Genomic DNA, 26,726 nt, shown 5'->3' on the forward strand with positions numbered 1-26,726 from the left:
CCGCTTCAGTGCGAATGGTGCATCAGGATGTGGCAGGTTCTTCCGCCACATCAGTCTTTGGAGCCGGTAGTGATGACAGCATGGCCATGATCAGAGCTGCCAGATACGGCAGCGATTGCACCAGTAGCATGGCAACCCAAAATTTATCGTCAGCGCTTTCAAGGCCTTGAGCAAAGCAAATCCCGATCGCAGCGCCCCACAGCAAGAGCATGATGAAGACCTCTTCTCGGGCCTCCGCGAGCGCCACCATGATGCCGTGGTTGCTGGCCATCTTCGGTGTGCGGAAGAACGGGATAGTCTTGGTGAAGGCCCCGTAAAGCACGGCTTTAGCGATGGTGTGGGACAACGCCAAGCCAGCGATTGCTGCTTGGAAAGAGCGCATCAGTCCAACATCCATCGCCTTGCGGTACAGGAACAAAATTTTGCCGAACTTAAAGAAGAACAACGCCAATGGCGGAATGGCGAAAATCAGCAGCGGCGGGTCGACCCGCTGCGGCACGATGATCATCGCCGCTGACCAAAGCAGGGCGCCTACGGTGAAGAAGATATTCAAACCGTCAGCCACCCAGGGCAGCCAGCCCGCAATAAAGTGGTAGCGCTGGCCTGAAGTCAGTTGCGTGTCTTTACCTCTGAACAAGCTGCGGGCGTGACCTTTCATGATCTGAATGGCGCCATAAGCCCAGCGGAAACGTTGTTTCTTGTAGTCGATAAAGGTATCCGGCATCAGCCCTTTGCCGAAACTTTGGTGGGCATACGCAGCGCTGTAGCCCTTTTCGAAGACGCGCAGGCCCAGCTCCGCATCCTCACAAATGGTCCAGTCGGCCCACTTCAGTTCGTCCATCACGCAGCGGCGGATCATAGTCATGGTGCCGTGCTGGATGATCGCGTCACGGTCGTTGCGGGTCACCATGCCGATATGGAAGAAGCCTTTGTACTCGGCGTAGCAGAGTTTTTTGAAGGCGTTTTCGTTGCCGTCGCGGTAATCCTGAGGGGATTGCACCACGGCGATTTTGGGGTCGCTGAAGTGCGGCACCATGTACTTGAGCCAGTTTTTATCGACACAGTAGTCCGAGTCGATAACTGCAACCACTTCGGCGTCTGGCGCGGTGTGCGGCAGAATGTAGTTCAGTGCACCGCCCTTGAAGCCGTGCAGCGGCGCGACGTGGAAGAAGCGGAAGCGTGGGCCGAGCTGCTCGCAATAGGCTTGCACCGGTTCCCAGACGGCAGGGTCTTTGGTGTTGTTGTCGATGATGATGACTTCGTAATCGGGGTAATCCAGCGCTGCCAGCGCATCCAGCGTCTGCTTCACCATTTCGGGTGGCTCGTTGTAGCAGGGCACATGGATCGACACTTTCGGTCGGTAGGCCTGATCACTGATCACCGGCTGGAACGGACGGCGGCGAGCACGTACCCACACGGTTTCGGCAAGTTCGTGAGCCTCGGTCAACAGAACGATAAACACGCCCAGCGCGCCGATGCCCAGCAGGATCCCCACCAGCGTACTGAACCAGGTGCTGTACTGCTGGCTGTAGTCATAGCCGATCCACACCAGTGCAGTACCGCCGGCAAATGCAACCAAGGTAAGGAAGGTGCGGCCACGCTGGCGCAGGGAGCTACCGTCGATCAGCAGCAGTGTCAGGCTGAGCAGGGCCAGCACCACTGATGCGATGGCCAGCAGGCGCCATTGTGGGATGGCCACAATCGGACCTTCCATGGCGAATTTGGGTTGTCGATCAAGGTTATAGACACCCCAGTAGGCGCCCACCGAACCCTCGTCACTGGCTTTCCACGGCTGGTCGAAGGCCTCGATGACAAAGTAGCTGTAGCCCTTGCTGTTGAGGCTGTTGACCAGTTTACGCAAGTAGATGGCCTGGTCGGCCTGGGAAGCATCAGCACCACCACGCATACGGCCATTGCTGGGCCAGCCCACTTCGGACAGCAGCAGTTGTTTTTTCGGGAAGAGTTTTTTCAGGTCGCGGGCGCGGTCAAGGACGAAGTGGCCAGCATCCTCCATGGGAATAAATTCCCAATAGGGCAGGATGTGTGCAGCAACCAGATCAGTGTGTTTGGCCAGTTCGGGGTATTTTTCCCAAATGTGCCACTGTTCAGACGTGGTGACCGGGACTTTGACCGCAGCGCGAACGCGGTCAATGTATTTGATCAGATCTTCAACTGTAACTTCTTCACGGAACAGTGCTTCGTTACCCACGACAACCCGCACAACACTGCGGGAGTGGTTAGCAATGTCGATGGCCTTGGCAATTTCCCTTTCGTTCCTTTCAAGATCAGGGCTAATCCAGATACCCAGCGTTACCCGCAGACCAAACTCCTCGGCCAACTGAGGAATGCGCTCAAGGGCGCCGTCTACTGAGTATGTACGGATGTTGTTGGTATGGGTGCTGAGCAGCTCCATGTCTTCACGCATTTGGTCGTCACTGGGATAGGTGCCCTGTTGAGGGTTCTGCCCGGCGCGAAACGGTGAGTAGGAGAAGCCGGAAATCTGTTCCGGCCAGTCCGGTGCACTGACCGGACGGTTGTAGAGCGCCCAGATGCCGATAAACACGGCAGTCACGGCGAGGAAAACGATGAGGTTAAGTCCAAACTTACGCGAAGGCATAGGATGAAGGTCCAACGCAGGGGAGAAATAGGCCAGTCTTTGCGGGGCGCATGCTACGCCGCCCCATAAGGGCTGTATAGCGGGTTATAGGGCACTTTGCTGGGACTTTTTCACAGGCTGTAGGTTCCCGGGTTTAAGCACGTCAGTCAGCCTTTGTCGGAATGCCGTTGCAACGCTTGGGTGAGGGCTTTGGGGTATCTATAATGCGCGCCGCCAGTGGTGGCTTGAGTGAGGGTTAAGAATGCCTGTTGATGAACAACGCTTTGCCGGAATTGCCCGATTGTATGGCAGGGTCGGTGCAGAACGTCTGGCTGCGGCTCACGTGGCAGTGGTCGGTATTGGCGGCGTTGGATCGTGGGCGGCGGAGGCATTGGCCCGCTCCGGAGTGGGGGAGATATCCCTGTTTGATCTGGATGATGTGTGCGTGAGCAACACCAATCGCCAGGTTCATGCGCTTGAAGGCACAACAGGGCAGGCCAAAGTGGATGTCATGGCGGCGCGAATTAAGGCCATCAACCCGAATTGTGTGGTGCATGCGGTGCCTGATTTTGTTACCCGCGGCACCATGGCCCAATACATCACCGAAGAGATGGATGCGGTGATCGACTGCATCGACAGTGTGAATGCCAAAGCCGCGCTGATCTCGTGGTGCAAGCGCCGCAAAATTCAGGTTATTACCACTGGGGGGGCTGGCGGTCAGATTGACCCGACACAGGTTCAGGTGGCTGATCTGAATAAAACTTGGAATGACCCACTGGCCTCAAAAGTGCGCTCCACTCTGCGCCGTGACTATGGTTTTTCACGTACGCCGGGGCGTAACTACAGCGTGCCGTGCGTGTTCTCCAACGAGCAGTTGCGTTATCCCAAACCAGACGGAACGGTTTGCCAGTACAAAGCGTTTGTCGGTGATGGGGTTAAGCTGGACTGCGCTGGAGGTTTCGGTGCGGTGATGATGGTTACAGCGACGTTTGGCATGGTGGCGGCGGCCCGCATCGTCGACAAGCTGGTGGCCGGTACGCGCCGGCCCTCAGAGCGTAAGGCTGCACAAAACCGGCAGGAACGACTTTAGCCGTGGATGTGATGCGGGATGTTGGTGTTTCTCACGGCTAAACCCGCTCCCACGGTGCTGGCGGGCATTTAAACCGCGAGATAATCAGGCTGCTTTGAGCAGCTCATGCATCCGCTGCAACACAGCATTTAAGCCATTACTGCGAGAGGGAGAGAGGTTTCGGCTCAGTCCCAGGCTTTCAAACCACTGGTTGAGGTCAAGTTGCTGCAAGCCTTCAGCGCTGACTCCATTGACTCTGGCCAACAAGACAGCGAGCAGGCCGCGCAACAGGCGCGCATCACTACTGCTGCGAAAGCTCACTCCATTATCGGTACGGTCTGCCACCAGCCAGACCTGACTTTCACAGCCTTCAACCCGATTGGCTTTGCAGCGTTCACCATCACTGAGCGGCGCTAGTCTTTCGCCCCATTGCATCAGCAGGCGTGCGCGCTGTTCCCAGCCGGGGCAGTTGCTGAAGCTGTCCAGCGCCTCTTGCGCAGAAGTTGGCAGGCTCATCGTAGAAGCTCCAGGGATTGATCCAGTGCGTCAAAGAAGCGCTTCAGGTCGTTGCTGTCGTTATACAAACCTAACGATGCACGGATCGCACCGTTCACCCCGAGCCCTTTCAGAAGTGGCATCGCGCAGTGGTGCCCGGCGCGGACGGCAATGCCTTGTTCGGTCAGTAAGTGGGCGAGGTCGGCGCTGTGTACCCCCTCAACAACAAAGCTGGCGAGTGCGGTATCGGGTTCGCCCAGTACCTTAAATCCCTCGCGCTGCTTCAAGCCCCGTAGCAGTTCCGCATGCAGGGCGGCTTCGTGTTGACTGACAGCCTCCGGGTCAAGCTGGCTGAGATAGTCCAGGGTTGCACCCAGCGCAATCACGGAGGCGATCGCCGGCGTGCCCGCTTCAAAGCCTAGTGGGGCATCGCGGAACTGGGCGCTGTGGTAGTCAGTGCTCAGCAGCATTTCACCGCCGAATTGCCAGTGCTTCAGTCTCTGCAAGGCGTGGGCTTGGCCATGGAGCATCCCAACGCCATCAGGGCCGTAAAGTTTGTGGCTGGAACAGACGTAAAAATCACAACCAAGGACGGGCAGGTTATGCCGCCCATGGACAACACCCTGCGCGCCGTCCACTACAGTCAATGCGCCATGAGACTGTGCCAGCTTGAGCAATGGCTGAAGAGGCTGCATGCGTCCCAGTACATTTGAGAGTTGGCTGACCGCGAGCAGGCGGGTGCGGGGTGTTATCAGGTGAGCGGCTTGCTCCTGATCAATCAGACCTTCCACAGTCAGAGGCAGCACCACCAGCTTAAGCTGGCGGCGCAGTGCAAGTTGCTGCCACGGCAGTAGGTTGGCGTGATGTTCCGCAGCGCTGATTGCGATCTCATCGCCAGCTTGAAACAGCTGTTCAAGCCCATAAGCCAGCAGATTGAAAGCTTCTGTAGCGCTGCGGGTGAAGATGATCTGTTGTGCATCGGGCACGCTGAACCACTGTGCAGCTTTATTTCGACTGCTCTCAAATGCCCGTGTGGCTCGCTCACCCGGTACATGCTGGGCTCGGTGTACATTGGCGGCACCGTTAGCGTAATAGCTGTGCAGGGCATCCAGCATTATCTGTGGTTTTTGCGCGGTGGCGGCGCTGTCCAGATAGGTCTGGCCTTCGTCGGCCAGATTGAGGATGCCGGGAAAGTCGGCGCGCCAGGGGGAGAGTAGTGGCATAGCTGTTCAGGTGTTGCACAGATAGTGACTGAAAACGAAAAGGCCCGGACATGGTACTTGAAGTACGCTCCGGGCCTTGTGTGCTGCTAGGCAGCCACTCTATCGCAAATGCTTAGTTGTGGGCGTGCAGGGCTTCGTTCAGCTCGATGGCGGACAGGTGAGTTTTGCATTCCACCGCGCCGTTTTGCGAGTTGCGGCGGAACAGCAGATCGTTCTGGCCTGCCAATTCACGGGCCTTAACCACTTTCACCAGGTTGTTTTCGCCATCCAGCACGGCAACTTTGGTACCGGCAGTGATGTAGAGGCCAGCTTCAACAGTGTTACGGTCGCCCAGAGGGATACCGATACCGGCGTTAGCGCCGATCAAGCAGCCTTCGCCCACGGAAATGACGATGTTGCCGCCGCCAGACAGTGTGCCCATGGTGGAGCAGCCGCCGCCCAGGTCAGAGCCTTTACCGACGAAGACGCCAGCAGAAACGCGGCCTTCGATCATGCCCGGGCCTTCGGTGCCAGCGTTGAAGTTGACGAAACCTTCGTGCATGACGGTGGTGCCTTCGCCCACATAAGCACCCAGACGGATGCGCGAGCTGTCGGCAATACGCACACCTGCCGGTACCACGTAATCGGTCATTTTCGGGAACTTGTCCACCGAGAACACTTCCAGCAGTTCGCCGCGCAGGCGGGCTTCCAGCTGGCGCTCAGCCAGTTCGCTCAGGTCGATAGCGCCTTGGTTGGTCCAGGCCACGTTTGGCAGCAGCGGGAAGATACCTGCCAGGCTCAGGCCGTGGGGCTTAACCAGGCGGTGAGAGAGCAGGTGCAGCTTGAGGTACGCTTCTGGTGTGCTGGTCAGCGTGGTGTCTTCAGCAATGAAGGTCGCTACCAGTGGCTTCTGGCTTTCGGCCAGACGGGTCAGCAGGGCGGATTGAGCCGCGTCAATGCTCTTCAGCGCTTCAGCCAGTTCGGCGGCCTTGTTGTTGCTCAGGGCGATGGCTTGGTTGCCACCTTCGTAGCCGAGGACTTGTGCTGCTTTTTCTGCCAGTTCAGTGGCAGGTTTAAGCAGAGGCTGAGCGTAGAAAACTTCCAGCCAGTTGTTTTGACGGTTCTGAGTGCCAACGCCGAAGGCCAGGCTGAATAGGGTCGTGCTCATGATAGTTTCCTTACAGCAAATTCGTGTGTGCCGACTGGGTTAGGCCAGTTCGGAGGCATAACGGTCAGCTTTGAAGCCGACCAGTGTTTTGTTGCCGATATCCAGCACCGGGCGTTTGATCATCGACGGTTGCGCGAGCATCAGCTCGATCGCTTTGTTCTGGTCGAGGTCGCTCTTTTGCGCCTCATCCAGCTTGCGGAACGTGGTACCGGCACGGTTCAGGATGGTTTCCCAGCCATGCTCGTTGCACCATTTCTCAAGATTCGCGCGGTCTATGCCGCTGGTTTTGTAGTCATGAAACGTGAACTGCTTGCCATGTTCTTCCAGCCAAGTGCGGGCTTTTTTCATGGTGTCGCAGGCTTTGATGCCATAGAGGACGTAAGTCATCGTGCTATCCGTGTTCATACGCCCCAATGTCGGGCGCCAATAATCTGCTGATGTGACCAACCATTATGCCATGCAGCGCTGCTAAGGGGAGCTGCCCGAATTACCCTGATTGAATGACACAACGGACTAACCGGCAGCAGAGTTACCGTGCTGCCGGATTTTCGCAATGAATGATTACAGTCGTGCTCTGCTTAAGTTTTTAAAGATGGGGGCACAAACAGGCCTTTCAATGGGCGGTAGAAGAAGGCGCCATTAATCCGTTCAGCTCACGGTAGGTATAGGGCTTTGATGGACCCGGTACGCTCATTCCCTGCTGCAGAAACTGTCTGGCCTGCTCAGCCAGTGCACCATATAGACTTTCGGCAAGGCTAGAGCCAGCACTCAGGCGGCGTACGCCGAGCAGTTGTAGTTCCTCTAGCGTGGGGAGATTGTCCCTGGCCAGAAGATTCACGGGTAGTTCTGAGGCCAGGCAGATCACGGCAATTTCGTCGGGGGTCGTCATGCCGGGAATGAAAAAGCCATCGGCCCCTGCAGTCGCATAGCGACGGGTACGCTTGAGGGCTTCATCAAGACGATCATCTGCCGGGAGCAGGTTCTTCAGGTATAGGTCGCAGCGTGCGTTAATAAACAGATTTACTCCCAAGCGGTTGGCAGTTTTTCTGGCCGTCTCGATTTTTCGCATCAGCAACTCGGGAGATCCTGAACCGTCCTCCAGATTGATGCCGACGGCACCGGCAGCAATGACACCTTCGATGACTTTGCTGACCTGTGCCAAGTCGTCGGAATAACCGCCTTCGATATCGACTGTCAGGGGGACGTTCAGCGTCCTAGTCATTGAGCGCACGCTGCTCAGTAGTAACTCCAGCGGCAACTTGTTGCCATCTTGATAGCCATTCGCCCAAGCCATTGCTGCGCTGCTGGTGGCAACTGCCTTGCTGCCCAGTGATTCCACCAGCCGAGCGCTGCCGGCATCGCCTACATTGGCAAGAACCAGCAAGCCCTGTTTGTGTAATGCATGAAATGAGCTGTCGTGGGTGTGCATTGCATCATCCTGTATGCAAAAACGCTGTAGGCGCTTTCATCCTTGAGTCGATGGTCCAGCTATTAGCGGTGTTACTGAGGAGCTGTGATTGGACGTATGTTGATGATTTTGTGGGTAGTCACCAAACTGGCCGTATTTAATCTCCGCTTAATTATCGGGATGTTCAAGCTGTCTATATCGGGGCTGGAGGGCTTGCGACAGAAGGGCGTTGGAGGTCGTAATGTGGATGGGAGTCTGTGTTAGGCCAAATATCCTGACGATTCTCGAAGGTGGTTTGTGATCTTCAGGTTTGGTTGAGTGACACAGCGATTTAAGAGTACTGACGAGTTGCTTACGCTCACGGGCCGTTGGCTCTACACTTCACTCTCTGCTTAAGAGAGCTGAATCATGCAATTGCTTTATACCATTCTGATCATGCTTTTGGTGGTCAGTGGTACACGTATCACCGCCCAATTCATCCCGCTTCCCTTGCCGTTACTGCAAATTGTGATCGGTGCTTTGCTTGCAGTGCCAGCATTGGGGCTGCATGTGCGTCTCGAACCAGAGCTGTTCCTGCTGCTGTTTATCCCGCCTCTGCTGTTTGTTGATGGCTGGCGCATGCCTAAGGGCCAGTTCCGTGAATTACGCACGCCGATTCTGGTACTGGCGTTTGCGCTGGTTTTCTTCACGATTGTTGGTGCCGGTTATTTCATTCACTGGTTACTACCTCAGGTTCCGCTGGCGGCTTGTTTCGCCTTGGCCGCAGTGCTATCTCCTACGGATGCTGTCGCTGTTTCTGCAATTACCCATGGGCGCTTGCCTCGCACATTAAATAACGTGCTGCAGGGTGAGGCGTTGATGAATGATGCCTCTGGTTTGGTGGCATTTAAGTTCGCTGTAGCTGCAACACTGACTGGTGTGTTTTCTCTGATGGATGCCAGCTTTCAATTTGTGTTGGTGGCCGCGGGTGGTGTGCTGGTCGGCGTGGTCCTGAGCTACTGTTTTGGCCGTTTGCGCGCGTGGATGATTGCCCGCGGTTGGGAAGACCCAGCCCCTCACGTACTGATGCTTCTCTTGTTGCCATTCGCCGCTTACGTAGTGGCTGAGCATATGGGGCTCTCCGGCATTCTCTCTGCTGTTGCCGCAGGTATGATGCAGAGTCGGCTCGATCTCCTGCCTAAGCAGACCACCACTCGCCTGTTAAATCGAAGTGTGTGGACGTTGCTCGAATTCACCTTTAACGGTTTGATCTTCCTTCTGTTGGGTTTGCAGTTGCCCGATATTGTTAACGCCGCGTTCAACGGCCATCAGGGCGAGTGGAGTTTCGTTGGCTGGGCTCTGGCATGTGTATTGAGTACTTATGCGGTGCTGATGGTGCTGCGGTTTGTCTGGGTTTACGTGTATTGGCGTATTTCTGGGGCCATGCGCCGGTGGCGCGGTAAGCCGACGCGTTTTGCCGGTCAGTCACGAATTGCCTTGAGTGCGGTGATTACCGTTGGTGGCGTGCGGGGTGCCGTGACCTTGGCTGGTGTGATGTCACTGCCTCTATTGCTTAATAATGGTCAAACATTCCCAGAGCGTGACCTCTTAATTTTGATCGCGGCCGGGGTGATTCTGTTGTCTTTGCTCGTTGCCAGTTTGGTTTTGCCAAAGATTTTGCCGTTGCTGCCGCAAGATAATGCGGAGTTACGTGAGCGGGAGCTTAATCGCCATCGTTCGCAGATCTTAGAGTCGGCGATACGCTGCCTGGAAGCTGTTGAGGAACGTGCATCGGATGCCAATTCAGCAGTGGCCACGGCTGAGGTTAAAGCTAAGCTGATGAGTGAATACCGCGAGTTGCTCGTGCGTACTCAAGGTGCGAGCGAGGCGGGCGAGGTGGGTGAAAACAGTGAAAAACAATACGCCGTTGAAGAGCTGGAGCACCGCCTACGTCTGGATGCCTTGCGTACCCAGCGCAAGGAGCTTTACCGGATGCGTAAAGAAAACCTGCTGGACGATGACATGCTGATGGAAATTCTGCGCGACCTTGATATCGCTGAAGCGAGGTTGCATAAAATCTGACATTGGCGCAAGGTGCTCTTTTGGCGGCAGTGGCTTCTCTCAGGGGATTGGGATGTAGCCTGCGCTGAAGGGGGATTGGCTAAAAGGTTAGGGCGAATGCTTTATGGCAAAAGCGCCAGTCAATGGCGGGGAGGACTCCATTGACTGGCGCTGGAAGTGGCTTAGCGACGCTCAATAAAGGCGCGAATGCGTTGAGCAGCTTCAACACATTCAGCCAGTGGCGCTACTAGGGCCATGCGTACGCGGCCAGCACCAGGGTTGGTGCCATTCACGTTGCGCGACAGGTATGAGCCGGGAACAACTGTGACGTGCTCGTGGGCAAACAGCTCGCGGGTGAAGGTTTCATCATCGGTCGGGGTTTTGGCCCACAGATAGAATCCACCGTCTGGGCGTTTCACATCCATGACGTCTTCAAGAATGGCCAGGACGGCGTCGAACTTTTCACGGTACATGTCACGGTTGGCTTTGACATGAGTTTCGTCGTTCCAGGCCGCTACGCTGGCCAGCTGGGTTTGAACCGGCATGGCGCAACCGTGGTAGGTGCGATAGAGCAGGAAGGCTTTGAGGATGTCGGCATCCCCGGCTACGAAGCCCGAGCGCAGCCCCGGCAGGTTCGAGCGCTTAGACAGGCTGTGGAACACCACGCAGCGCTTGAAGTCGCTGCGGCCCAGTTCGGCGCAAGCGGTCAGTAGTCCGGCAGGTGGGTTTTCTTCGTCGAAGTAAAGCTCGCTATAGCACTCATCAGCGGCGATAACGAAGTCGAACTTATCCGCCAGTGCAATTAGTTTCTTCAGTGTCTCAACCGGAATCAGGGCTCCAGTTGGGTTGCCGGGCGAGCACAGGAACAGGATCTGGCAGCGTTGCCAAATATCATCACTGACAGCGTCGAAGTCCGGGTTGAAGCCATGGGCCTCAAGGCAGGGCAGGTAGTGAGGCTCTGCCCCGGCTAGGAAAGCGGCGCCTTCATAGATCTGATAGAAGGGGTTAGGGCTGACCACCAAGCCTGGCGCTTCACCAGGAGCGCTGCGTTTGATCACTGCCTGAGTGAAGGCGAACAGGGCTTCGCGGGTACCATTGACCGGCAAGATGTGGCGTGCCGGGTCCACTGCGCCTGTGGTCAGGCCAAAGCGACGGCCAGCCCAAGCGGCCATGGCTTCACGCAGTGCTGGAATGCCCAGTGTGGTCGGGTAGACAGACAGTTGGCCGAGATTGGTGCTCAGTGCTTCAGCAACAAAGGCCGGAGCAGGGTGTTTGGGTTCGCCGATAGACAGGGCAATCGGGGTTTTATCAGCTGGCGCCTGAACGGTGCCGAGCAGGGCGCGAAGTTTTTCGAATGGATAAGGTTGCAGTTGATTCAGCGCGTCGTTCATTACTGGTTCCTGGAGGTTCCCGCCACCTGCGTAATAGATCAGGCGGCACGTCTTGGGCAGGGTTAAATACGGAAACTGTTGGGTTGCTGGTCACTGTTATCGGACAACTGCTCGATCACGGTCTCTTGCAGTCGCAGGCAGAGTTCAGGGTCTGACAGAGGCTGATTGTTGGCGTCGGTGATGAAGAAAACGTCCTCAACCCGTTCTCCTAACGTTGCAATCTTGGCGTTCTGCACGGACAAGTCGAAATCGAGAAAGATTCGCCCGATACGGGCCAGTAGACCGGGGCGGTCAGGTGCCGTCACTTCTAGGATGGTCACCGGACGGTGCGCATCGTTATGGATGGTGACTTCTGGGGCAAAGGCAAAGTGCTTGAGCTGGCGCGGCACACGACGTTGAATGATATTCGGGTAGTCGTCCGGATTTTTCAGTGCATCAATCAGGCCCTGGCGGATTTGCTCCTGCCGCTCGGGGTTATCGCCAATTGAGCCTCCTTCAGCGTCCAGCACGATGTACGTATCGAGGGTGAATTGGCTGGTGGAGGTCAAAATCCGGGCGTCGTGAATGTTCAGATTGAGCTGGGCCATGGCTGCCACGGTCACAGCGAAGAAATCATGCTGATCCTGAGCATAAATGAAGATCTGCGTGCCGCCTTCAAACTCGCGTTCACTAGGCTCTTTGATCAGCACTAGAGGATCGCTGTTATCGCCGTGTTGGAGAATTGCCTGGCTGTGCCATGCAACGTCGCTGGCGCTATGCCGCAGGAAATAATCATCCCCAAGTTGCGACCACAGTTGCTCGGTATCGTCAGTGTCAACATTCTCGTTAATGAGGATATCCAGTGCAGCATTCTGCGTCAGGCGAATTTGCTCCTCACGGTCCAGCGGGTTTTCCAAGCCCCGGCGCAAAGCACGTTTGGTTTCGCTGTACAGCTGGCGAAGCAGGCTGGCCCGCCAAGAGTTCCACAGGCTTGGGTTGGTGGCGTTGATATCCGCCACGGTGAGGACGTAGAGGTAGTCCAGGCGCGTCTGGTCGCCAACCAAGCGGGCGAAGTCGAAGATCACTTGAGGGTCAGAAAGGTCCTTGCGCTGGGCGGTGGTGGACATCACCAGATGGTGTTGAACCAGCCAGACAATCAGTTTTGAGTCCCAGACAGGCAACTGATGACGTTTGCAGAAGGCGTCTGCGTCCACAGCGCCGACTTCAGAATGGTCGCCACCACGGCCTTTGCCAATATCGTGATAAAGGCCGGCTATATAGATCAGTTCAGGTTTGGGCAACTCATCAATCAGCTTGCTGGCCAGCGGGAATTTTTCGGCCAACTCCGGCCATTTGAATTTACGCAGGTGCTTAATCAGGTTGAGCGTGTGAGCATCTACGGTATAGATGTGGAAAAGATCATGCTGCATCTGGCCAACAATGTGCCCAAACTCCGGCAAATACAGGCCCAGAATGCCATAGCGGTTCATTCGACGCAGATTGCGGTGGATACCCTGGGGACTTTTGAACAGCTCGATAAACAGGCTGGTATTGCGGATATCGCGACGGAAATCGTCGTCGATCAAATGACGGTTGTCCCGCAGCAGGCGAATGCTGTCGGCGGACATGCCCTTGGCATCCGGGGTTTGTGCCATCAGCACGAATGCTTCAAGAATGGCAAAGGGGGTGCGCTTGAACACATTCGGGTGGGTGACTTCGATAAACCCGTTGCGTAACTGGAAACGACTGTTGATTGGCGTGGCGGGTGTCGAATTTGCAGAACGCAGAATCTCTTCTTCAAAGTGCTGATTAATGAGTTCGCTGAGTTCGGCGATAGCCATGACGACCCGGTAATATTTCTGCATAAAGCGCTCAATACTGCGCTTACGGTCGGCGTCTTCAAAGCCGAGCAGGGCTGCTACTTTGCTTTGATGATCGAACAGCAATCGATCTTCGGCACGGCCAGCAAGCATGTGCAGTGCGTAACGCACCTTCCACAGAAACTCTTTGCTGGCAGCTAAGAGTTTGTACTCGTTATCAAGCAAAAAACCTTGCCCGACCATAGCATGCAGGTTGAGGGTGCCAAAGTGGCGGCGCGCCACCCACAGGATGGTTTGGATGTCGCGAAGGCCGCCGGGGGAGCCTTTTACGTTGGGTTCCAGGTTGTATTCGGTGTCGTTGTATTTACGATGCCGGGCGCGCTGTTCATCGCGCTTGGCCTGATAAAACTGCTGGCTAGGCCACATGACATCGTTGCTGGTAACGCTCTGCATACGCTGACGGAGCTGCTCTGGGCCGGTAATTGTCCGGCTTTCCATCAGGTTGGTGACCACTGTTAGGTCATTGCGTGCTTCCTTGGCGCACTCACTAACGGAGCGGACACTTTGGCCAACTTCAAGACCAATGTCCCACAGTAAAGTGAGAAATTGCTCAATGGGTTCGCGGAAGGTTTCATGGTCATCACCCCCCAGCAGGATTAGCAGGTCGATATCTGAATAGGGGTGCAGCTCGCCGCGGCCATATCCCCCGACAGCAAGAAGGGCAATTTCGGCGCCTTTGCTCCAGTCAAACTGCTGCCAGGCTTCAGTCAGAATCTGATCGACAAACCAAGCCCGATCTTCAATCAGTCGGCGTATCTCGCGGCCTTGCTTGAAACGCTCATCGAGGGTTTCACGGGCTTGGCGGATGGCTTTTTTGAATGCGGCGATGGGGCTGCTTTTAAGTGCCAATTCAGCCTTGAACTGGCCACGGTCGAAGAGTTCAGGATCTACCTGCGGCATGGCCGTCTTCCTTCTTCTATAAAACAGGCGTCAGTGCCTACAGGGGAGGGCTGCTGCAGCTTGGTAGGCTGAAGCAGCTGTTACCCTTGAATGATCAGGCAGAGGTGCGGGCGATGGTGTCGTCGCTGCGCAAAGTGAGGATTTCATAGCCATCAGCAGTGACCAGAATGGTGTGCTCCCACTGTGCAGATAATTTGCGGTCTTTGGTAATGGCGGTCCAGCCATCACCCAGTAAACGGGTTTCTGGGCGGCCTTGGTTTAGCATCGGCTCGATCGTGAAGGTCATGCCTTCTTTTAATTCAAGGCCAGTACCAGCACGGCCGTAGTGCAGAACCTGAGGCTCTTCGTGGAAAACGGCACCAATGCCGTGGCCACAATATTCACGGACGACGGAAAAGCCATTTTTCTCAGCGTGTTTCTGAATCACTTCACCGATATCCCCAAGGCGGGCGCCTGGTTTAACCAGCTGGATGCCTTTATAGAGGCACTCCTGGGTGATCTGGTTTAAACGTAGAGCCCACTCGGGAGCAGTGCCAACCACGAACATCTTGCTGGTGTCGCCGTGATAGCCATCCTTAATGACGGTGATGTCGATATTAAGGATGTCTCCATCTTTCAGTGGCTTGTCATTCGGAATGCCGTGGCACACTACGTGGTTGATAGACGTGCAAATCGACTTGGGAAAGCCTTTGTAGTTCAGCGGAGCGGGTATGGCTTTCTGAACATTTACAATATGGTCGTGGCAGATTCGGTCCAGTTCTTCGGTGGTCACGCCGGGCTTGACGTGTTCGCCAATCATTTCCAGAACTTCTGCGGCCAGACGACCGGCTACGCGCATTTTCTCGATTTCATCTGGCGTTTTGATTGTGACGGTCATAATAGCTCTCGGGTGCAGTCATAAAAGTTGCCATCTTAACAGCTTAAGGGCGCAACCCATAAGCGCCTGACCAAATGGATGGCTTTTGCGGCATTGTTGGGTAGCTAGTGCCTGACTTTTATGGTATAAAACGCGCCGCTTTGACGGGCATGCTGCCCGCAAGCATTAACCCACACACGTATCGACACGGTTTCCTGGGTGCCCTGATGACTCAATCATCGGGTTGGAGATCGGGATGCGTGGAGGCCTAACCCGACTTATTTAAGGAACTATCATGTCCCAAGTCACTATGCGCGATATGCTGAAGGCCGGTGTGCACTTCGGCCACCAGACCCGTTACTGGAACCCGAAAATGGGCAAGTACATTTTCGGTGCGCGCAACAAGATTCACATCATCAACCTTGAGCAAACTCTGCCGATGTTCAACGAAGCTCTGTCCTTCGTTGAGAAGCTGGCTGCTGGCAAGAACAAGATCCTGTTCGTTGGTACCAAGCGTTCTGCTGGTAAGATCGTTGCTGAAGAAGCTGCACGTTGTGGTTCTCCGTACGTTGATCACCGCTGGTTGGGCGGCATGCTGACCAACTACAAAACCATCCGTGCTTCCATCAAGCGTCTGCGTGACCTGGAGACTCAGTCTCAGGACGGCACTTTCGCTAAGCTGACCAAGAAAGAAGCTCTGATGCGCAGCCGTGATCTGGAAAAACTGGATCGCAGCCTGGGCGGTATCAAAGACATGGGCGGTCTGCCTGACGCTCTGTTCGTGATCGACGTTGATCACGAGCGCATTGCTATTACTGAAGCTAACAAGCTGGGCATCCCGGTCATCGGCGTTGTCGATACCAACAGCAGCCCAGAGGGTGTTGACTACGTTATCCCTGGTAACGACGACGCCATTCGCGCAATCCAGCTGTACATGGGTGCAATGGCTGACGCTGTTATCCGTGGCCGTGGTAACGCAGGTGTTGCTGCTGAAGAGTTCGTTGAGCAGGCACCGGCTGCTGAAGCTGCTGAAGGCTGAGTAGAACGCTTATAGCGTTGCCTGGTGCGCAAAAAGGGGGCTAAGCCCCCTTTTTGCCACCTCGAAAACCATTGCTGACGTGTAGTTGAAATTTTTACTTGGCATCGTCAGTAGTGCGTAAGGAATTGAACGCCCGTCATTCGGGTGGAATGGTTAAACAACCTATCCAGAGGATTTTGAAATGGCAGAGATTACTGCAGCGTTGGTTAAAGAACTGCGTGAGCGTACCGGCGAAGGCATGATGGATTGCAAAAAGGCCCTGACCAAGGCTGGCGGCGACATCGAGAAAGCCATTGACGATATGCGTGCTTCCGGCGCGATCAAAGCAGCCAAGAAAGCAGGCAACGTTGCCGCTGAAGGTGCTATCGGCATCAAGGAAGACGGTAAGACTGCCGTTATCATCGAAGTTAACTCGCAGACTGACTTCCTGGCTCTGCAAGATGATTTCAAAAACTTCGTATCTGCCAGCATCGACAAAGCGTTTGCTGACGGCATCACTGAAGTTGAAGCGCTGATCGCTGCTCAAGAAGAAGCGCGTCTGGCACTGGTTGCCAAGACTGGTGAGAACGTAAACATCCGTCGTCTGGCCCGTATCGAGGGTGACGTTCTGGGTTCTTACCTGCATGGCAACAAAATCGGTGTTGTTGTTGTACTGAAAGGCGGCAACGCTGATCTGGCTAAAGACATCGCCATGCACGTAGCAGCCAGCAACCCTGAGTTCCTGCTGCCTTCCGAAGTTTCTGCTGAAGCCATTGAGCGCGAAAAAGGCGTGTTCCTGAGCCTCAACGAAGACAAGATGAAGGGCAAGCCAGCTGAAATCGTTGAGAAGATGATTGCTGGTCGTATCACCAAGTTCCTGGCTGAGGCCAGCTTGGTTGAGCAGCCATTCGTTAAGAACCCGGAAGTGACCGTTGGTACTCTGGCTAAGCAGGGTGGCGCTGAAATCGTTTCCTTCACCTACTTCAAAGTAGGCGAGGGCATCGAGAAGCCGGTTGATAACTTCGCTGAAGAAGTTGCTGCACAAGTAGCGGCTGCCAGCAAGCAGTAAGATAGCTTAGGCTATTGCCCCGAAGAGGCTGCCCGCTCACGCGCGCGGCCTCTTTGTCAAAACGGGGTAAAGATTTGAACGGCGGGTTGTAACCTTCTGTTCAGGTGCTTATAAGGCACCACTGTATATGCGAAGCTGATTCGCACTCTATTCAAACGCCGCAGGAGAGACTTGCAATGGCTCAGCAAATAGCTGGTCGTCAACCGCGCTACAAGCGCATTCTTCTCAAACTTAGCGGCGAGGCCCTGATGGGGTCGGAAGATTTTGGCATTGATCCCAAGGTGCTGGATCGCATGGCGTTGGAAGTCGGCCAATTGGTAGGCATCGGCGTTCAGGTCGGTCTGGTAATCGGTGGTGGCAACCTATTCCGCGGTGCGGCGCTAAGTGCTGCAGGCATGGATCGCGTGACTGGCGACCATATGGGGATGCTGGCTACTGTGATGAATGCCTTGGCCATGCGCGATGCGCTTGAGCGGTCTAATATTCCGGCCATTGTGATGTCGGCCATTTCCATGGTTGGTGTAACGGATCACTACGATCGCCGTAAAGCTATGCGTCACCTGAAAACAGGTGAGGTGGTTATCTTTGCTGCGGGTACCGGTAACCCTTTCTTCACCACTGATTCGGCTGCATGTCTGCGTGCAATTGAGATTGATGCAGATGTTGTTCTCAAGGCGACCAAAGTGGATGGCGTTTATACTGCCGATCCGTTTAAAGACCCGCATGCAGAGAAATTCGATCGTCTGACCTATGACGAAGTGCTGGATCGCAAGCTGGGTGTGATGGATCTGACCGCAATTTGCCTCTGTCGCGATCACGCAATGCCGTTGCGCGTATTCAATATGAACAAGCCTGGTGCGCTGCTGAATGTTGTAGTTGGCGGTGCTGAAGGCACTCTCATCGAGGAAGAAACCAATGATCAATGAGATTAAGAAAGACGCCCAGGCGCGCATGCAGAAGAGCTTGGAGTCTCTTTCACACGCTTTCAGTCGTATTCGTACTGGTCAGGCCCACCCTAGCATCCTGGCTGGCGTTATGGTGCCTTACTATGGCGCTGATACCCCGATCAATCAGGTTGCCAGCGTTACTGTTAAAGATTCGCGCACCCTTCAGGTGGTTGCGTTCGAGCGCAACATGTTGGCCGCTGTGGATAAGGCTATTCAGAGTTCTGGTTTGGGCTTCAACCCGACCAACCTGGGTGAGCTGCTTCTGGTAACCATGCCGGCGCTGACTGAAGAGACCCGTCGTGGCTTCACCAAACAAGCGCGTGATGCTGCTGAAGATGCTCGCGTTGCTGTGCGCAACATTCGCCGTGACGCCCTGAGCCAGGTCAAAGATTTGGTCAAGGAGAAGGAGATCAGCGAAGACGAAGAACGTCGTGCAGCTGATGAAATCCAGAAGATCACCGACAAGTTCGTGGGTGAGATTGATGCAGCGGTTAAGCAAAAAGAAGCGGATCTGATGGCCGTATAACGGCTATTTACTGCCATGGATAAGACCAATAAAGCTAGCCAGGCTGCAGTGCCGCGGCATGTGGCAATCATCATGGATGGCAACAACCGCTGGGCGAAGAAGCGCCTTCTGCCCGGCGTGGCCGGTCACAAAGCCGGTGTTGATGCTGTTCGTGCTGTGATTGAGGTGTGTGCAGAGGCTGGTGTTGAGGTGCTGACGCTGTTCGCGTTCTCCAGTGAGAACTGGCAGCGTCCGGCGGATGAAGTCAGTGCGCTGATGGAGTTGTTTCTCGGTGCGCTGCGCAGGGAAGCTAAAAAGCTGGATGCCAATGACATCAGTCTGCGTATCATTGGTGATCGCTCGCGTTTCCACCCTGAGTTGCAAGCGGCTATGCGTGAGGCTGAGGTCCAGACTGCCGGGGAGCGCCGCTTTGTGCTGCAGGTAGCTGCGAATTATGGTGGTCAGTGGGATATCGCTCAGGCAGCGCAGCGCCTTGCGCGTGAGGTGCAGGGCGGGCATCTACGACCTGAGGATATAACGCCGGAGCTCTTGCAGAGCTGCTTAGTAACGGGTGATCTGCCGCTGCCTGATCTGTGCATTCGCACGGGCGGGGAGCATCGCATAAGCAACTTCCTGTTGTGGCAACTGGCCTACACTGAGTTGTATTTCTCCGACCTTTACTGGCCGGATTTCAAACATGACGCTATGCGTACAGCGCTGGCTGATTTTGCAAGTCGCCAGCGACGCTTTGGCAAGACGAGCGAGCAGGTGGCGGCTGAGGCACGCACTTAATGCTAAAACAACGAATCATCACGGCACTGTTTATGTTGCCGGTGGCTTTGTGCGGTTTCTTTTTGCTGAATAGTGGCTGGTTTGCCTTATTCATTGGTGCGGTGGTGACTGTTGGCGCTTGGGAGTGGGCGCGCCTCGCTGGCTTCGAAAGTCAGTTAATGCGCGTTGTTTATTCACTGCTTGTGGCTGGGGCGCTGGCTATTCTTTACTTGGTTCCGCAGTTGGCTGGCTGGGTGTTGCTGCTCGGTGTGGTGTGGTGGGTAATAGCCACGCTGCTGGTCTTGAATTATCCGTCCAGTAGCCGTTCCTGGAGCTCGCCGGTGACTAGGCTGCTTATTGGTTTGCTGATTCTGCTTCCTGCTTGGCAAGGGCTTGTCCTGTTCAAGCAGTGGCCAGAGTCTAATGCGCTTATTCTTGCGGTCATGGTGTTGGTCTGGGGTGCGGATATCGGTGCTTATTTTGCCGGGCGTCGCTTTGGTAAGCGCAAGCTTGCTCCGCAAGTCAGTCCTGGTAAAAGTTGGGAGGGCGTCTATGGCGGTCTACTGGCAACGTTACTTATATGCTTGGCTGTCGCTTTCTATCGTGACTGGTCTTTAGGTGGCACGTTGCTGGCTATGGCGGGTACTGTGGTGATTGTATTGATTTCTGTTGTGGGTGATCTGACTGAAAGTATGTTCAAGCGTCAGGCTGGCCTGAAAGACAGCAGTAATCTACTGCCAGGGCATGGCGGCATTCTGGATCGTATTGATAGTCTGACGGCTGCAATCCCTGTGTTTGCGGCGCTATTGTGGTTGTCTGCTTGGGGTTCGGTGTGAGTCATTTACAGCAGATAACCGTATTGGGAGCTACGGGCTCGATTGGCCTGAGCACTCTGGATGTCATTGTCCGTCACCCTGATCGCTATCGTGTCTTTGCATTGACTGGTTACAGTCGGGTAGATGAACTGCGCGAACTATGCCGCGTCCATCACCCGCGTTTTGCTGTATTGCCCGATGAGTCAGCGGCAGCTGCTTTGCAGAAATCGCTCCAAGGCGAAGGGCTTGCAACTGAGGTGCTTCATGGTGAGAAGGGCCTGTGCCAAGTTGCTTCTCATGAAGATGTGGATACGGTTATGGCGGCGATTGTGGGGTCTGCAGGTCTGGCACCTACATTGGCGGCTGTTGAGGCTGGTAAGAAGGTCTTGTTAGCCAATAAAGAGGCGCTGGTTATGTCTGGCGCGCTTTTTATGCAGGCGGTTAAGCGCAATAGTGCGGTTTTGTTGCCGATCGACAGTGAGCATAATGCTATTTATCAGTGTCTTCCGACTGACTACGGTCGTGGTATGGCTGCGGTCGGTGTTAGACGTATCCTGCTGACCGCATCTGGTGGTCCATTTCGGCAAATGCCTGCTCAGCAGTTGCATGACGTTACTCTTGAGCAGGCCTGTGCCCATCCAAACTGGGCAATGGGCCGCAAGATATCCATCGACTCGGCCAGTATGATGAATAAAGGTCTAGAGTTGATTGAGGCCTGCTGGTTGTTTGATGTATTGCCTACGCAGGTGGAGGTTGTGGTTCATCCGCAGAGCATTATCCACTCGTTGGTTGACTACGTAGATGGCTCTGTTCTGGCGCAGTTGGGTAACCCTGATATGCGTACACCCATTGCACATGCATTGGCTTGGCCAGAGCGGATTGATTCCGGTGTGGCACCACTGGATCTGTTTGCTATTGCCCGTTTGGATTTTGAGGCGCCTGATGAGCAGCGTTTCCCATGCCTGCGTCTGGCTCGCGAATCTGCCCAGGCAGGGGGAACAGCTCCGGCCATGCTCAATGCTGCCAATGAAGTAGCCGTTCAAGCCTTTATCGACGGGCGTATTCGCTTTACCCAAATCCCAGCTATGATCGAGAGCGTTTTACAGGCTGAGCCTGTGCGCGCTGCGGACAGCCTAGAGTTGGTGTTGGCGGCTGATAAGCAAGCGCGTGAGCTGGCTCGTCGGTGGTTAAGTCAGCACTAAGCGCTGACACGGAGTTGTTCAATGAGTGCCCTGTACATGATTGTTGGTACCCTGATTGCACTCGGGGTGCTGGTTACCATTCACGAGTTCGGCCATTTCTGGGTGGCGCGCCGTTGTGGCGTCAAGGTTCTGCGTTTTTCAGTCGGCTTTGGCAGCCCACTCTATCGCTGGCACGATCGCCACGGTACTGAATTCGTGCTGGCCGCTATCCCGCTGGGTGGCTACGTCAAAATGCTCGATGAGCGTGAGGGGGATGTTCCGGCAGAGTTGCTGGGCCAGGCCTTCAATCGCAAAACTGTACAGCAGCGTATTGCAATTGTAGCCGCTGGGCCGTTGGCTAACTTTATCCTGGCAATCGTATTTTTCTGGGCAATTGCCATGATCGGCACGCAACAAGTGCGTTCCGTGATAGGTGAGGTTGAGCCTGCAAGTCTGGCGGAGCGTGCGGGTCTTGAGAGTGGTCAAGAAATCGTTGCGGTAGATGGTGAGCAGACGCTTGGCTGGTCAGCCGTAAATATCCAGCTGATTAACCGGTTAGGGGAAAGCGGTAATCTAGCGATTTCAGTAACTGATCCCGGATCAACGACAGTCATTACCCGTCAGCTTGTGCTGGATAACTGGCAGCGTGGCGTTGATGAGCCTGATCCAATCGGGGCGTTGGGTATTCGGCCATGGCGCCCGACCATTGAGCCCGTTGTTGCAGAGCTTGACCCAGCTGGCCCGGCAAGTGCTGCAGGTATACAGGTAGGGGATCGGCTGCTGGCCTTAGATGGTAAAGAAGTCGCTGATTGGCAGGAGCTTGTCACTCAATTGCAGGCAATGCCGGGTAAGCGTATTGCTTTACAAGTTGAACGTGATGGCCAGCGTATCGAGCTGCCTGTGAGTTTGTCTGCTAAAGAAGCAGGTGAGAAGCGAGTTGGCTACCTCGGTGCCGGGGTGGCTGGTGGACAGTGGCCCGCAGACATGCTTCATGAAGTCAGCTACGGACCTATAGCTGCAGTGGGGGAGGGGTTACGTAATACGTGGTCCATGTCAGTACTGACCCTGAACTCGATTAAAAAAATGCTGTTCGGTGAGCTCTCGGTAAAAAACTTGAGTGGGCCGATAACCATTGCTAAAGTGGCGGGCGCTTCAGCTGAATCAGGTTTGAGTGACTTCCTCAAGTTTCTCGCCTATTTGAGCATTAGCCTTGGGGTATTGAATCTGCTGCCAATCCCTGTTCTGGACGGCGGGCATTTGCTTTTTTATCTGGTCGAGTGGGTGCGGGGTCGACCACTGTCTGAGCGGGTTCAGGGCTGGGGGATGCAGATTGGTATCAGTTTGGTTGTTGGGGTAATGCTGCTGGCTTTTATTAATGATTTGAGCCGGTTATAAGCGCCTCTGAATTACAAATCTGTCGCCCCAGGCGACAGTTTTTTATTGTCAGTTTGAATAAGAAAGGACTTCATGAAACGTCTGCTGCTACCTGCGGTTATTGCCGCACTGATGATCACCGAAGTTCACGCTGAGTCCTTCACGATCTCTGATATCCGGGTCACCGGCCTGCAGCGGGTGTCCGCAGGTAGTGTGTTCGGTGCGTTGCCATTGAGTGTGGGTGAAAACGCCGATGACCGGACGCTGGTTGAAGCTTCTCGCCAACTCTTCAAAACCGGTTTCTTCCAAGATATTCAGCTAGGCCGTGATGGCGACGTCTTGGTTGTCAGTGTGGTCGAACGGCCTTCTATTTCCAGCATTGAAATTGAAGGCAACAAGGCTATTAGCAGCGAAGACCTTCTCAAGGGGCTGAACCAGTCCGGCCTTGCAGAGGGTGAGATTTTTCAACGGGCAACACTTGAGGGCGTTCGTAACGAATTGCAGCGCCAGTATGTTGCTCAAGGTCGCTATTCGGCTGAAATTGAGGCCGAGGTGATACCACAGCCGCGTAATCGTGTAGCGCTGAAGATCAAAATCAATGAAGGCACCGTTGCGGCAATTCAGCACATCAACGTAGTGGGCAACAGCGTGTTCTCGGATGAGGACCTGTTGGCGCTGTTTGAGCTGAAAACCACTAACTGGCTGTCCTTCTTCCGTAATGACGACAAATACGCCCGTGAAAAACTGTCAGGCGACCTTGAGCGTCTGCGTTCGTATTATCTGGATCGCGGCTATATCAATATGGATATTAGCTCGACCCAAGTTTCCATCACGCCGGATAAAAAACACGTCTACGTCACTGTAAACGTAGATGAAGGCGAGAAGTTCACCGTACGTGATGTGAAGTTAAGCGGTGAGCTTAAAGTCGCAGAGGATGAAATCCGTAATCTACTCCTTGTTAAGGAAGGTCAGGTTTTCTCGCGTAAGGTTATGACTACGACCTCCGAGCTGATCACTCGGCGTCTGGGTAACGAAGGTTATACCTTTGCCAACGTAAACGGTGTGCCTGAAGCTCATGATGATGGCACCGTATCAATCACTTTCGTGGTTGATCCTGGCAAACGCGCCTATGTGAATCGCATCAACTTCCGTGGCAATACCAAATCTGAGGATGAGGTGCTGCGGCGTGAAATGCGTCAGATGGAGGGTGGTTGGGCATCGACTTATCTGATTGATCAGTCGAAGACTCGTCTGGAGCGCCTTGGCTACTTTAAGGAAGTTAACGTCGAAACACCCCAAGTACCCGGTACTGATGATCAGGTGGATGTGAACTACACCGTTGAAGAGCAGCCATCTGGATCGATCACCGCCAGCGTCGGTTTTGCTCAGAATGCCGGTCTGATTCTTGGTGGCTCGATCACCCAGAACAACTTCCTTGGTACGGGTAACCGTGTCAGTCTTGGTCTGACACGTAGTGAATACCAGAGCAACTATAACTTTGGCTTTGTTGATCCCTATTGGACACCTGATGGCGTGAGCCTGGGTTATAACGCCTTCTTCCGTGAAATCGACTATGACGAGCTGGACACCGATGTTTCCAGCTACTCTGTCGACAGTTACGGTGCAGGTATCAACATCGGCTATCCGATCAGTGATACGTCGCGCCTGACTTATGGCTTGAGCGTACAGAACGACTCAATCAATACAGGTCGCTATACCGTTGATGAGATCTTTGACTTCGTCGAAAAAGAAGGTGATAGCTACCTGAACTTTAAAGCTTCGATTGGTTGGTCTGAGTCCACGCTTAACCGAGGGACTTTGGCTAACCGTGGTCACTCGCAAAGTCTGGTGTTAGAAACTACGATTCCAGGGAGTGATCTTTCTTTCTACAAGATTGACTACCGTGGCCAGATCTTCAAACCGCTGAGTGACACCTATACCCTTCGCTTCCATACCGAATTGGGTTATGGAGACGGCTATGGTTCAACCGATGGCTTGCCATTCTATGAAAACTATTACGCCGGTGGTTTTAACTCGGTACGCGGTTTTCGGGATAACAGCCTAGGGCCACGTAGTACGCCTAGCCGAGGTGAGAAAGTGACAGGTAATGCTGGGACTCTGGCCGATCCAGACCAAGATCCATTGCCGTTCGGTGGTAACATTCTCGTGCAGGGCGGTGTAGAGCTTCTGTTCCCAATGCCGTTTGTTAAGGATCAGCGTTCATTGCGCACTGCAGTGTTCTGGGATGTGGGTAACGTTTTCAGCAGCAACTGTGGCGGCTCTCAAGCAAGTTGTAGTGATATTGATCCAGGAGAGTTGGCCAGTTCTGTCGGTGTTGGTTTAACGTGGATTACTGCGCTGGGGCCATTGAGCTTCAGCTTGGCAATGCCTGTTGTTAAGCCTGATGATGCTGATACGCAGGTTTTCCAGTTCTCCCTAGGCCAGACGTTCTAAACGTCACTTTTTTGAATACCAACAGTTTCTCAGGAGTTGCAGCGTGCGTAAGTTGACCCAACTGGTTGTGTTAAGTGTTGTGATGTTTGCAACCCCCGCTTTTGCCGAAATGAAAGTTGCGGTTTTGAACTATCAAATGGCTCTGCTCGAATCTGACGCGGCTAAGCGTTATGCCGTTGATGCAGAGAAGAAGTTCGGTCCTCAGTTGAATCGTCTGAAAACCCTGGAAAGTGATGCCAAGCGTATCCAGGACCGCCTCGTTAAAGATGGCGAGAAGATGCAAACTGCCGAGCGTGAGCGTCTGGAGCTTGAGTTTAAGCAGAAAGCCCGTGACTTTCAGTTCCAGTCGAAAGAATTGAATGAGTCCAAAGCTGTAGCTGATCGCGAGATGCTGAAAAAGCTGAAGCCAAACTTGGATAAGGCCGTCGAAGATGTGATCAAGCGTGGTAACTATGATCTGGTTCTCGAGCGTGGTGCTGTAGTTGATGTCAAGCCTCAGTACGACATTACTCGCCAGGTTATCGAGGCCATGAACAAACTGCGTTGATTATGACTTCTATAGTTTTTCGTCTCGGTGAACTCGCCGAGCGTCTTGGGGCCACGTTATGTGGCCCAGCAGATAAAGAGGTTTGTGGTCTTGCTACTTTGCAGGATGCAGGGCCGGACCACTTGAGTTTTCTTGCTAACGCCCAATACCGCAAATATCTCTCTACGACCGGTGCAGGTGCTGTTCTACTTACTGAAGCCGATGCACAGGGTTTTTCAGGTAATGCACTGATCGTTGCCAATCCTTATCTGGCTTATGCCGAGCTGTCGCATCTCTTTGACCGTAAGCCTCTGCCCGTTCTAGGTGTGCATCCAACAGCAGTTGTCGCTGCAGATGCTCAAATCGACCCTACCGCCAGTATCGGTGCCCATGCAGTGATTGAGGCAGGGGCGCGAGTTGCGGCTAATGTAACGATTGGCGCTCAGTGCTTTGTAGGTGCCCGCTCAGTCATTGGAGAGGGGGGCTGGTTGGCTCCTCGTGTGACGCTCTATCACGATGTGTGTATTGGCAAGCGCGTTGTTATTCAATCCGGTGCTGTCATCGGTGGAGAGGGCTTCGGCTTTGCCAACGAGAAGGGCACATGGCAGAAAATTGCCCAGATCGGTGGTGTCACTATCGGTGATGACGTGGAGATAGGGGCTAACACTACGGTCGACCGTGGTGCGTTGTCCGATACACTGATCGGTAATGGCGTCAAATTGGACAATCAGATCATGATTGCTCACAACGTCCAGATTGGTGATAACACGGCCATGGCTGGCTGTTGTGGTATTTCTGGTAGCACCAAAATTGGCAAGAATTGCATGATTGCCGGCGGTGTTGGCATGGTGGGTCACATTGAGGTTTGCGATAACGTTTTTGTGACAGGTATGACCATGGTGACGCGCAACATAACCGAACCTGGCTCCTACTCATCAGGGACGGCAATGCAGCCCGCTTCCGAGTGGCGTAAAAGTGCAGCCCGAATTCGCCAGTTGGACGATATGGCACGTCGTCTCCAACTTTTGGAAAAACAGCTTGAGGCCGTGACCTCAGCCGGCGGCACGTCATCTGATGCCTGA

22 protein-coding genes are annotated in these 26,726 nt (G+C 54.4%); 13 read left to right on the top strand and 9 right to left on the bottom strand.

The annotated features are described in order from the left end of the window. Positions 1–22: 22 nt before the first annotated feature. On the bottom strand, positions 23–2,617 hold the full coding sequence (locus WG219_06920; protein ID WXL27176.1) for a glycosyltransferase: 2,595 nt from the start codon (positions 2,615–2,617) through the stop codon (positions 23–25). A gap of 241 nt (positions 2,618–2,858) precedes the next feature. Between WG219_06920 and tcdA the strand changes: the two genes are divergently transcribed. Continuing rightward, positions 2,859–3,686, top strand: a complete 828-nt coding sequence (tcdA, locus tag WG219_06925; protein WXL27177.1) for a tRNA cyclic N6-threonylcarbamoyladenosine(37) synthase TcdA — start codon at positions 2,859–2,861, stop codon at positions 3,684–3,686. An 84-nt stretch (positions 3,687–3,770) separates the two neighbouring features. On the opposite strand, the gene WG219_06930 is transcribed toward tcdA, so the two are convergent. From WG219_06930 to WG219_06950, 5 genes are all read right to left on the bottom strand, one after another. Then, positions 3,771–4,181 carry a SufE family protein gene (locus WG219_06930; GenBank protein WXL27178.1) on the bottom strand — a complete coding sequence of 137 codons (411 nt, stop codon included), beginning with the start codon at positions 4,179–4,181 and terminating at the stop codon, positions 3,771–3,773. Then, positions 4,178–5,383: a cysteine desulfurase gene (locus tag WG219_06935; protein ID WXL27179.1), complete on the bottom strand. Its 1,206-nt coding sequence runs from the start codon at positions 5,381–5,383 to the stop codon at positions 4,178–4,180. The genes WG219_06930 and WG219_06935 overlap by 4 nt, the downstream gene beginning before the upstream one ends. A 112-nt stretch (positions 5,384–5,495) precedes the next feature. Further along, positions 5,496–6,530, bottom strand: coding sequence for a 2,3,4,5-tetrahydropyridine-2,6-dicarboxylate N-succinyltransferase (dapD, locus tag WG219_06940; protein ID WXL27180.1), 1,035 nt, complete (start codon positions 6,528–6,530; stop codon positions 5,496–5,498). Between the two features lie 39 nt (positions 6,531–6,569). Next, a complete protein-coding gene (locus WG219_06945) occupies positions 6,570–6,917 on the bottom strand; it encodes an ArsC family reductase (GenBank protein WXL27181.1) in 348 nt (115 codons plus the stop codon). Positions 6,918–7,143: 226 nt separating this feature from the next. Next, positions 7,144–7,959 carry an isocitrate lyase/phosphoenolpyruvate mutase family protein gene (locus WG219_06950; protein WXL27182.1) on the bottom strand — a complete coding sequence of 272 codons (816 nt, stop codon included), beginning with the start codon at positions 7,957–7,959 and terminating at the stop codon, positions 7,144–7,146. Between the two features lie 387 nt (positions 7,960–8,346). Between WG219_06950 and WG219_06955 the strand changes: the two genes are divergently transcribed. Next, the gene (locus tag WG219_06955) at positions 8,347–9,999 is read left to right on the top strand and encodes a Na+/H+ antiporter (GenBank protein WXL27183.1); all 1,653 of its coding nucleotides are present in this window, start codon (positions 8,347–8,349) and stop codon (positions 9,997–9,999) included. 161 nt (positions 10,000–10,160) lie between these two features. Here WG219_06955 and dapC read toward each other — a convergent pair whose 3' ends face one another. From dapC to map, 3 genes are all read right to left on the bottom strand, one after another. Further along, positions 10,161–11,369 (bottom strand): succinyldiaminopimelate transaminase, encoded by a 1,209-nt coding sequence (gene dapC, locus WG219_06960; GenBank protein WXL27184.1) that lies wholly within the window; start codon positions 11,367–11,369, stop codon positions 10,161–10,163. 62 nt (positions 11,370–11,431) lie between these two features. Beyond that, positions 11,432–14,128 carry a [protein-PII] uridylyltransferase gene (locus WG219_06965; protein WXL27185.1) on the bottom strand — a complete coding sequence of 899 codons (2,697 nt, stop codon included), beginning with the start codon at positions 14,126–14,128 and terminating at the stop codon, positions 11,432–11,434. Positions 14,129–14,222: 94 nt separating this feature from the next. Further along, the gene (gene map / locus WG219_06970; protein ID WXL27186.1) at positions 14,223–15,005 is read right to left on the bottom strand and encodes a type I methionyl aminopeptidase; all 783 of its coding nucleotides are present in this window, start codon (positions 15,003–15,005) and stop codon (positions 14,223–14,225) included. Between the two features lie 274 nt (positions 15,006–15,279). Between map and rpsB the strand changes: the two genes are divergently transcribed. The 11 genes from rpsB (at position 15,280) to lpxD (ending at position 26,726) form a co-directional block, all read left to right on the top strand. Beyond that, positions 15,280–16,023: a 30S ribosomal protein S2 gene (rpsB, locus tag WG219_06975; protein WXL27187.1), complete on the top strand. Its 744-nt coding sequence runs from the start codon at positions 15,280–15,282 to the stop codon at positions 16,021–16,023. 181 nt (positions 16,024–16,204) lie between these two features. Next, positions 16,205–17,071 (top strand): translation elongation factor Ts, encoded by an 867-nt coding sequence (gene tsf, locus WG219_06980; GenBank protein ID WXL27188.1) that lies wholly within the window; start codon positions 16,205–16,207, stop codon positions 17,069–17,071. A 176-nt stretch (positions 17,072–17,247) separates the two neighbouring features. Next, on the top strand, positions 17,248–17,997 hold the full coding sequence (gene pyrH, locus WG219_06985) for a UMP kinase (protein WXL27189.1): 750 nt from the start codon (positions 17,248–17,250) through the stop codon (positions 17,995–17,997). Beyond that, the gene (gene frr / locus WG219_06990; protein ID WXL27190.1) at positions 17,987–18,544 is read left to right on the top strand and encodes a ribosome recycling factor; all 558 of its coding nucleotides are present in this window, start codon (positions 17,987–17,989) and stop codon (positions 18,542–18,544) included. The genes pyrH and frr overlap by 11 nt, the downstream gene beginning before the upstream one ends. Before the next feature lie 15 nt (positions 18,545–18,559). Continuing rightward, positions 18,560–19,315 (top strand): polyprenyl diphosphate synthase, encoded by a 756-nt coding sequence (uppS, locus tag WG219_06995; GenBank protein ID WXL27191.1) that lies wholly within the window; start codon positions 18,560–18,562, stop codon positions 19,313–19,315. After that, complete coding sequence (locus WG219_07000; GenBank protein WXL27192.1) at positions 19,315–20,130, top strand: phosphatidate cytidylyltransferase; 816 nt, start codon at positions 19,315–19,317, stop codon at positions 20,128–20,130. The genes uppS and WG219_07000 overlap by 1 nt, the downstream gene beginning before the upstream one ends. Then, on the top strand, positions 20,127–21,311 hold the full coding sequence (gene ispC / locus WG219_07005; protein ID WXL27193.1) for a 1-deoxy-D-xylulose-5-phosphate reductoisomerase: 1,185 nt from the start codon (positions 20,127–20,129) through the stop codon (positions 21,309–21,311). The genes WG219_07000 and ispC overlap by 4 nt, the downstream gene beginning before the upstream one ends. A gap of 21 nt (positions 21,312–21,332) precedes the next feature. After that, entirely contained in the window at positions 21,333–22,685 is a 1,353-nt protein-coding gene (gene rseP, locus WG219_07010; protein WXL27194.1) for a sigma E protease regulator RseP, read from the top strand. A gap of 72 nt (positions 22,686–22,757) precedes the next feature. Then, positions 22,758–25,118: an outer membrane protein assembly factor BamA gene (gene bamA, locus WG219_07015; GenBank protein ID WXL27195.1), complete on the top strand. Its 2,361-nt coding sequence runs from the start codon at positions 22,758–22,760 to the stop codon at positions 25,116–25,118. 43 nt (positions 25,119–25,161) lie between these two features. Further along, complete coding sequence (locus WG219_07020) at positions 25,162–25,665, top strand: OmpH family outer membrane protein (GenBank protein ID WXL27196.1); 504 nt, start codon at positions 25,162–25,164, stop codon at positions 25,663–25,665. Continuing rightward, complete coding sequence (lpxD, locus tag WG219_07025; GenBank protein WXL27962.1) at positions 25,665–26,726, top strand: UDP-3-O-(3-hydroxymyristoyl)glucosamine N-acyltransferase; 1,062 nt, start codon at positions 25,665–25,667, stop codon at positions 26,724–26,726. The genes WG219_07020 and lpxD overlap by 1 nt, the downstream gene beginning before the upstream one ends.

Source organism: Pseudomonas mendocina (assembly GCA_037482215.1).
Taxonomy (GTDB): Bacteria; Pseudomonadota; Gammaproteobacteria; order Pseudomonadales; family Pseudomonadaceae; genus Aquipseudomonas; species Aquipseudomonas mendocina_E.

Coding starts and splice junctions, on each gene's coding strand:
- WG219_06930 (WXL27178.1), bottom strand. CDS start 4,181: ATGAGCCTGCCAACTTCTGCGCAAGAGGCGCTGGACAGCTTCAGCAAC.
- rseP (WXL27194.1), top strand. CDS start 21,333: ATGAGTGCCCTGTACATGATTGTTGGTACCCTGATTGCACTCGGGGTG.
- map (WXL27186.1), bottom strand. CDS start 15,005: ATGACCGTCACAATCAAAACGCCAGATGAAATCGAGAAAATGCGCGTA.
- tsf (WXL27188.1), top strand. CDS start 16,205: ATGGCAGAGATTACTGCAGCGTTGGTTAAAGAACTGCGTGAGCGTACC.
- WG219_06920 (WXL27176.1), bottom strand. CDS start 2,617: ATGCCTTCGCGTAAGTTTGGACTTAACCTCATCGTTTTCCTCGCCGTG.
- dapC (WXL27184.1), bottom strand. CDS start 11,369: ATGAACGACGCGCTGAATCAACTGCAACCTTATCCATTCGAAAAACTT.
- WG219_07000 (WXL27192.1), top strand. CDS start 19,315: ATGCTAAAACAACGAATCATCACGGCACTGTTTATGTTGCCGGTGGCT.
- WG219_06955 (WXL27183.1), top strand. CDS start 8,347: ATGCAATTGCTTTATACCATTCTGATCATGCTTTTGGTGGTCAGTGGT.
- frr (WXL27190.1), top strand. CDS start 17,987: ATGATCAATGAGATTAAGAAAGACGCCCAGGCGCGCATGCAGAAGAGC.
- tcdA (WXL27177.1), top strand. CDS start 2,859: ATGCCTGTTGATGAACAACGCTTTGCCGGAATTGCCCGATTGTATGGC.
- dapD (WXL27180.1), bottom strand. CDS start 6,530: ATGAGCACGACCCTATTCAGCCTGGCCTTCGGCGTTGGCACTCAGAAC.
- bamA (WXL27195.1), top strand. CDS start 22,758: ATGAAACGTCTGCTGCTACCTGCGGTTATTGCCGCACTGATGATCACC.
- WG219_06945 (WXL27181.1), bottom strand. CDS start 6,917: ATGACTTACGTCCTCTATGGCATCAAAGCCTGCGACACCATGAAAAAA.
- WG219_06935 (WXL27179.1), bottom strand. CDS start 5,383: ATGCCACTACTCTCCCCCTGGCGCGCCGACTTTCCCGGCATCCTCAAT.
- WG219_06965 (WXL27185.1), bottom strand. CDS start 14,128: ATGCCGCAGGTAGATCCTGAACTCTTCGACCGTGGCCAGTTCAAGGCT.
- pyrH (WXL27189.1), top strand. CDS start 17,248: ATGGCTCAGCAAATAGCTGGTCGTCAACCGCGCTACAAGCGCATTCTT.
- uppS (WXL27191.1), top strand. CDS start 18,560: ATGGATAAGACCAATAAAGCTAGCCAGGCTGCAGTGCCGCGGCATGTG.
- WG219_06950 (WXL27182.1), bottom strand. CDS start 7,959: ATGCACACCCACGACAGCTCATTTCATGCATTACACAAACAGGGCTTG.
- rpsB (WXL27187.1), top strand. CDS start 15,280: ATGTCCCAAGTCACTATGCGCGATATGCTGAAGGCCGGTGTGCACTTC.